This window comes from Streptomyces sp. NPDC028991 (genome assembly GCF_055564775.1).
Map to the genome: position 1 here is coordinate 65,680 of NZ_JBVHVP010000027.1, position 6,716 is coordinate 72,395.

General features: G+C 72.0%; 7 protein-coding genes. 6 read left to right on the top strand and 1 reads right to left on the bottom strand.

Annotated features, from left to right (window positions below; translation table 11 throughout):
* Positions 1 to 99: 99 nt before the first annotated feature.
* From ACZ4V1_RS31855 to proC, 6 genes are all read left to right on the top strand, one after another.
* On the top strand, positions 100 to 819 hold the full coding sequence (locus ACZ4V1_RS31855; protein WP_468343237.1) for a DUF4232 domain-containing protein: 720 nt from the start codon (positions 100 to 102) through the stop codon (positions 817 to 819).
* Positions 820 to 899: 80 nt separating this feature from the next.
* The gene (locus ACZ4V1_RS31860) at positions 900 to 1,403 is read left to right on the top strand and encodes an EamA/RhaT family transporter (protein ID WP_468343240.1); all 504 of its coding nucleotides are present in this window, start codon (positions 900 to 902) and stop codon (positions 1,401 to 1,403) included.
* 330 nt (positions 1,404 to 1,733) lie between these two features.
* Complete coding sequence (locus ACZ4V1_RS31865) at positions 1,734 to 2,558, top strand: class I SAM-dependent methyltransferase (protein ID WP_468343243.1); 825 nt, start codon at positions 1,734 to 1,736, stop codon at positions 2,556 to 2,558.
* Positions 2,559 to 2,590: 32 nt separating this feature from the next.
* The gene (locus tag ACZ4V1_RS31870) at positions 2,591 to 3,403 is read left to right on the top strand and encodes an ABC transporter ATP-binding protein (protein ID WP_468343246.1); all 813 of its coding nucleotides are present in this window, start codon (positions 2,591 to 2,593) and stop codon (positions 3,401 to 3,403) included.
* A complete protein-coding gene (locus tag ACZ4V1_RS31875; protein ID WP_468343250.1) occupies positions 3,400 to 4,200 on the top strand; it encodes an ABC transporter permease in 801 nt (266 codons plus the stop codon). The genes ACZ4V1_RS31870 and ACZ4V1_RS31875 overlap by 4 nt, the downstream gene beginning before the upstream one ends.
* Before the next feature lie 127 nt (positions 4,201 to 4,327).
* Positions 4,328 to 5,140, top strand: a complete 813-nt coding sequence (proC, locus tag ACZ4V1_RS31880; RefSeq protein WP_468343253.1) for a pyrroline-5-carboxylate reductase — start codon at positions 4,328 to 4,330, stop codon at positions 5,138 to 5,140.
* A 20-nt stretch (positions 5,141 to 5,160) separates the two neighbouring features.
* Here the strand turns inward: proC and trpS are convergent, their stop codons facing one another.
* A complete protein-coding gene (trpS, locus tag ACZ4V1_RS31885) occupies positions 5,161 to 6,159 on the bottom strand; it encodes a tryptophan--tRNA ligase (RefSeq protein WP_468343256.1) in 999 nt (332 codons plus the stop codon).
* Positions 6,160 to 6,716 lie beyond the last annotated feature (557 nt).

Below are 6,716 nucleotides of genomic sequence, written 5' to 3' on the forward strand. Positions count from 1 at the left end.
GGCGTGCCGGGCCGAGCGGCTCTTGGTGGTCAGCAACGCCCGCTCGCACCGCTGGGTACGAGCGGGCCGGCACGCCAACCGACTCTGAGGTAGACAACGATGCGCGTTCGCAAGCTGACCATCGCCGCCATGGCCCTCGCCGCCGGTATCTCGCTCACGGCCTGCCAGAACGACGACGGCACGGGAGAGAGCGCCGCCCCGCCGGCCGCCTCCACCGCGTCCTCCGCGACCGGCGGCTCGGGTTCGACCGGCTCGGACCAGCAGGGCGGCACGGACTCCGATGGGAAGACCCCCAACGGCACCGGCGGCACCGGCGGCACCGGCGGCACAGGCGGCACAGGCGGCACCGGCGGCACCGGCGGCACCGGCGGCACAGGCGGAACCGACCAGGACGGCAAGGGCGCCGAGTGCCGCACCGACGAGCTGGAGATCACGGCGACCGACGCCACGATCGGCGGCGACGACCGGGGCACCGTCGCGGTGGACCTGAGGAACGGCGGCGGCCGGGACTGCTCGCTCGCGGGCTACGCGGGCGTCGACCTCAAGACGAACTCCGGCACACTGTCCGCCGAGCGCACGGGTGAGCCGGCCCCCTCGGTCGTCCTCGCGGACGGGGACACGGTGACCTTCGGCATCACCTACCCGATCAACGACTCGGGCGGTTCCGGCGTCCGCGTCACGGGCCTGGTGGTGACCCCGCCGGACGAGACCAAGTCGGTCACCCTCGACTGGCCGGGCGGCGCCACGCTGCCCGTCACGGACGGCACCGGCTCCCCGGTGCAGGTCGGCCCGCTCGGCAGCGCCGGCCAGGGCGGCTGACGCACCCCGTACCCCAGGAGCCTCGTCCGGTGTGCCGGGCCCGCCCGGGGCCCGCGCCGCCCCGGCGCCATAATCGACCCGTGAGCGCAGAGAACGGTAAGAACGGCATCCCGGACATCCCCGCGGGCCCCCGCCCCGAGCCCCTTCGGTTCTACGGCACGACCTGGGTAAACCACGACAGCGGCTACACCGCCCGCCGGGCGGGCCTCGCCGTCGGCTCCCTCGCCGTGGCGGCCGCCGCCTGCTTCGTGCTCCGCGTCGCCTACCAGGGCCTCCAGATCGCCGACATCGGCAGCTTCGTCTCGCTGCTGATGATCGTGATGTTCGCGGTCTGCAGCGCCCTGGCCTTCCGCCACACCTGGTCCGGCTTCACCAGCCGCCCCGACCCCGACCGCCAGGCATCCATGCGCGGCCTGCTCGCCATCGGCTTCGTCGGCTCCCTACTCGCCTACTTCTTCCGCACCTTCACCGAGGCCCCCGGCGAGAAACTGCACCGCGCGGAGTACGAGAAGGCCCGCGCGGAGTACGAGAAGCGCACCACGCGCCGCTCGGGCAACCCGACGAAGAAGCGCCGCCGGAAGTAGCGGACAGACCGGAGCGCGAGTCCGCAAGCGCGACTCCGGGGCGCGAGTCTGGTGGCGCGAGCCCGGAAGCGCGACTCCGGGGGCGCGAGTCCGCAAGCGCGACTCCGGGGCGCGAGTCTGGTGGCGCGAGTCCGCAAGCACGACTCCGGGGCGTGAGTCTGTGGCGCGAGTCCGCAAGCGCGAGTCTGTGGCGCGAGCCCGGAAGCGCGACTCCGGGGCGCGAGTCCGCAAGCGAGAGTCCGTAAACGGACAGGGAGCCCGGAGGCTCTCTCCCACGGTGCTCCGGGAGACCCGCTACGCCCCGCCACCCCACCCGGCCACCATGGCCGCATGACGACACCGCCGCCCCCGGACGACCCGGCCACTCCGACCGCCCCCGCCCAGGCCGGCCACAGCGCCCGGGCCCAATCCTTCAACGCGGCCGCGGCCCAGTACGCCGCCAACCGCCCCTCCTACCCGCCCGCCCTCTTCGACACGATCGAGGAGCTGGCCGGCCGCCCCCTGGCAGGCACCCGCGTCGTGGACGTCGGCGCCGGTACGGGCCTCGCCACCGCCCGCCTGCACGAGCGCGGCGCCGATGTGATCGCCGTCGAGCCCGGCGCCGGCATGGCCGCCGAGTTCCGCCGCACGCTCCCCGGCGTGCCGATGATCCGGGGCAACGGCAACAGCCTCCCCCTCGCCGGCCACTGCGCCGACCTCCTCACCTACGCCCAGGCCTGGCACTGGACCGACCCTGACCAAGCCGTCCCGGAGGCGTTGCGCGTGCTGCGTCCGGGCGGTGCGCTCGCACTGTGGTGGAACACCAGCGCTCTCGATGTGCCGTGGATCGCGGCGGCCGCCGAGCGCGCCGACCGGCACTTCGGGCTGGACATCTCCGCCGAGCAGCGAAACCTCGACGCCCGCGTCGCCGACCCCGCCGGCCGCCTCGACTTCACCCACCGCGGCATCCGCTGGAGCCGCCGCGTCCCCCTCGCGACCCACTTGGCCAACCTCGGCAGCCACTCGTTGTTCCTGACCGACACCGAGGAACGCCGCACGGCCTTCCTGGCCGAGGAGCGCCGGCACCTGCTGACCGTCTTCCCGGACGGAATCGTCGAGGAGACGTACGACGTCCGCCTCCTGCTCGCGACGACCCCGGCGACCCCAACGGCTTGACGCGTCCCGCACCCGGGAGGAGTATTCATCACATGGTGAATTACTCCTCCCCGCCACCCGAAGGACAAGGCGGTGCCCCCGTCCCACCCGCCGTACGCGCCGAGAACCTCACCGTCGTACGCGGCCCCCGCACCGTCCTGCGCGCCCTCGGCTTCACCGTCCCGCGAGGCCGCATCACCGGCCTGCTCGGCCCCTCCGGCTGCGGCAAGTCGACCCTCATGCGAGCGATCGCCGGCACCCAGGCCAAGGTCACCGGCACCCTGGACGTCCTAGGCCGCCCAGCCGGCCACCCCACCCTGCGCACCCGCATCGGCTACGTCACCCAGGCCCCGTCCGTCTTCGACGACCTGACCGTCCGCCAGAACCTCGACTACTTCGCCGAGGTCCTCGCCCCCGGCCGCGCGGCCTCCGCCCACCGCCACGAGAACGTCACCCGGGCCATCGCCGACGTCGACCTCACCACCCACGCCGACGCCCTGGCCGGCAACCTCTCCGGCGGCCAGCGCAGCCGCGTCTCCCTCGCCGTGGCCCTCCTCGGCGCCCCCGAGCTGCTCGTCCTCGACGAACCGACGGTCGGCCTGGACCCCGTCCTGCGCCGCGACCTGTGGGCCCTGTTCCACTCCATCGCCGCCGACCGCGGCGCCACCCTCCTCGTCTCCTCCCACGTCATGGACGAGGCCGAGCGCTGCCACCGCCTCCTCCTGATGCGGGAGGGCGAGATCCTCGCCGACGACACTCCCGACGCCCTGCGCACCCGCACCGGGTCCGAAACGGTCGAGGAAGCCTTCCTGCGCCTGGTCGACGAGGCGACGGCGACGGCCCGCACGAAGGAGAGCACCAAATGACGACTCCCACGGCCCCCACCGCCACCCCCGCGACCGTGGACCCGGCCCCCACCCACGCCCTGAACCTCTCCCGCACCACAGCCACCGCCACCCGCGTCCTGCGCCAGCTGAGCCACGACCCCCGCACCATCGCGCTCCTGATCCTGATCCCCTGCGTGATGCTGTTCCTGCTCCGCTACGTCTTCGACGGCAGCCCGCGCACCTTCGACAACATCGGCGCCTCGCTCCTCGGCATCTTCCCGCTGATCACGATGTTCCTGGTCACGTCCATCGCGACCCTGCGCGAGCGCACCTCGGGCACCCTCGAACGGCTCCTCGCCATGCCCCTGGGCAAGGGCGACCTGATCGCCGGCTACGCCCTCGCCTTCGGGGCCCTCGCCATCGTCCAGTCGGCCCTCGCGACCGGTCTGGCGGTCTGGTTCCTCGGCCTCGACGTGACGGGCAGCCCCTGGCTCCTCCTCCTGGTCGCGCTGCTGGACGCCCTCCTCGGCACCGCGCTGGGCCTCTTCGTCTCGGCCTTCGCGGCCTCCGAGTTCCAGGCGGTGCAGTTCATGCCGGCCGTGATCTTCCCCCAGCTCCTCCTCTGCGGCCTGTTCACCCCGCGCGACAAGATGCACCCGGCCCTGGAGGCCGTCTCCGACGTCCTGCCGATGTCCTACGCGGTCGACGGCATGAACGAGGTCCTGCGCCACACCGACATGACGGCCGCCTTCGTACGGGACGTCCTGATCGTCGCGGGCTGCGCACTCCTGGTCCTGGCCCTGGGCGCCGCCACCCTCAAACGCCGGACGGCGTAGCACGCTCCGTCGGCATCCCGACGGCGTCCCGCCCACCGGACGCGCCGACCCCACCCGCCCCCAGGATGCGAGGATGACGACGACGGACGACGCACCCGAGACAGGGCACCGGAGGGCACCGAAAGCCATGACCCAGAAAGTCGCAGTCCTCGGCACCGGCAAGATCGGCGAAGCCCTGCTCAGCGGAATGATCGGCGCCGGCTGGGCCCCCGCCGACCTCATGGTCACCGCCCGCCGCCAGGAACGGGCCGACGAGCTCCGCATCCGCCACGGAGTCACCCCGGTCACCAACGCCGAGGCCGCCAAGTCCGCCGACACCCTGATCCTCACGGTCAAGCCGCAGGACATGGGCGCCCTCCTCGACGAACTCGCCCCGCACGTCCCCGCCGACCGCCTGGTCATCAGCGGCGCGGCGGGCATCCCCACCGCCTTCTTCGAGGAGCGCCTCGCTCCCGGCACCCCGGTGGTCCGCGTCATGACGAACACCCCGGCCCTCGTCGACGAGGCCATGTCCGTCATCTCCGCCGGCACCCACGCCACCGCCGACCACCTCACGCACACCGAGGAGATCTTCGGCGCCGTCGGCAAGACCCTGCGCGTCCCCGAGTCCCAGCAGGACGCCTGCACCGCCCTCTCCGGCTCCGGCCCGGCCTACTTCTTCTACCTGGTCGAGGCCATGACGGACGCCGGTATCCTCCTCGGCCTGCCCCGCGACAAGGCGCACGACCTGATCGTCCAGTCCGCGATCGGCGCCGCGAAAATGCTCCGCGACAGCGGCGAACACCCGGTCAGGCTCCGCGAGAACGTCACGTCACCCGCCGGCACCACCATCAACGCCATCCGCGAACTCGAGAACCACGGCGTCCGCGCCGCCCTCATCGCCGCCCTCGAGGCCGCCCGCGACCGCAGCCGCGAGCTGGCCTCCGGCACCAAGGACTGACGGCGGCGCGGACCACGCCCCTACCGGGCCGGCAGCAATCCGATGGCCCGGTAGGCGGCATCCACGGTCGGCCGGGCCATGGCCCGGGCCTTCTCCGCACCCTCCCGAAGGACACCCTCCACGTACCCGGGATCCGCGCACAGCTCCATGTGCCGCTGCTGTACGGGCCGCAACACCTCGACGACGGCCTCCGCGGTGTCCTTCTTCAACGCGCCGTACGAGTCGTACCCACCCGCCAGCACCGCCGGCTCCCCGCCCGTGCAGGCGGCAAGGATCTCCAGCAGGTTCGCGAGCCCCGGCCGAGCCTCCCGGTCGTACACGACCTCGCGCCCGCTGTCCGTCACGGCCCGCATGACCTTCTTCCGCACCGCGTCCGGCTCGTCCAGCAGATAGACGATCCCCGGCCCGACGTCGTCGCTCTTCCCCATCTTCGACAGCGGCTCCTGCAGATTCATCACCCGGGCCGCCACCGCGGGACTCGTCGCCCGCGGCACCACGAACGTCTGCCCGTACCGCTGGTTGAACCGCACGGCGAGATCCCGCGCCAGCTCCACGTGCTGCGTCTGGTCGTCCCCGACGGGCACGTCGTCCGTCCCGTACGCCAGGATGTCGGCCGCCATCAGTACCGGATACGTGAGCAGCGACAGCCGCACGCTCCCGCCCCGCTCCCGCTCCCGCGCGGCCTTCTCCTTGTACTGGATCATCCGGCGCATCTCCCCGTCGGTGGCGACGCACTCCAGTACGTACGACAGCCGGGCGTGCTCATCCACGTGACTCTGCACGAACACGGTGCACAGTTCGGGATCGAGCCCTGCCGCCAGCAACAGCGACGCCGCCTGGCGACTGAGTCTGCGCACCCGCGCGGGATCGTGGTCCACGGTCAGCGCGTGCAGATCGACGACGCAGAACAGGGCGTCCGATCGATGCTGGTCCTCGGCGGCCCACCGCCGCATGGCTCCCAGATAGTTCCCCAGCGTCAGATGCCCGGTCGGCTTGACCCCACTGAAGACCCGTGTCATCTCTCCACCTCCTGGTCAGGGCCGCCGCCACTCGTCGGCCGCCCCTCCTGGAGGGAGATACGAGAACGGCCGCCGAAGCGGCGGCCGTTGAGTGCATACGTGTTTACGGCCGCCGGTCAGGCGACCCACCAGAGCTGAGTACACGTACGCGTCATCACGCCTCCCACGGTACGCCTCCGGAGGCCGCCCGGCACGGGATTTGACACACCGGTCCCGCACTCATAGTGTTCTCCGAGTTGTCCGACGTGAGCGCCGACTCCGGTCGGTCCCCGGACAGCGATTCCGCAGGTACCCACCACTCCTCGACGAGCAGTCGCGCTGTCGGCGTCGTCGTATTGATGGTGCGCGTATTTACGGAATGAGGAATCCACGTCCGTCAGGACACGCTCCCGATTAGCTCGGGAGCCGGGAATCCGCTAGAGTCTCACCTCGTCGGAACGGCCCAACAGCCGGGAAGACAACCCCCCTCTGACGGGGAATCAGAGCCCGAAAGGATCTGATAGAGTCGGAGCCGCCGGAAAGGGAAACGCGAAAGCGGGAACCTGGAAAGCACCGAG

Excerpts from the sequence above, each read along its gene's own strand:
- ACZ4V1_RS31855 (WP_468343237.1), top strand. The coding sequence starts at position 100 with ATGCGCGTTCGCAAGCTGACCATCGCCGCCATGGCCCTCGCCGCCGGT.
- ACZ4V1_RS31865 (WP_468343243.1), top strand. The coding sequence starts at position 1,734 with ATGACGACACCGCCGCCCCCGGACGACCCGGCCACTCCGACCGCCCCC.
- ACZ4V1_RS31870 (WP_468343246.1), top strand. The coding sequence starts at position 2,591 with ATGGTGAATTACTCCTCCCCGCCACCCGAAGGACAAGGCGGTGCCCCC.
- ACZ4V1_RS31875 (WP_468343250.1), top strand. The coding sequence starts at position 3,400 with ATGACGACTCCCACGGCCCCCACCGCCACCCCCGCGACCGTGGACCCG.
- proC (WP_468343253.1), top strand. The coding sequence starts at position 4,328 with ATGACCCAGAAAGTCGCAGTCCTCGGCACCGGCAAGATCGGCGAAGCC.
- trpS (WP_468343256.1), bottom strand. The coding sequence starts at position 6,159 with ATGACACGGGTCTTCAGTGGGGTCAAGCCGACCGGGCATCTGACGCTG.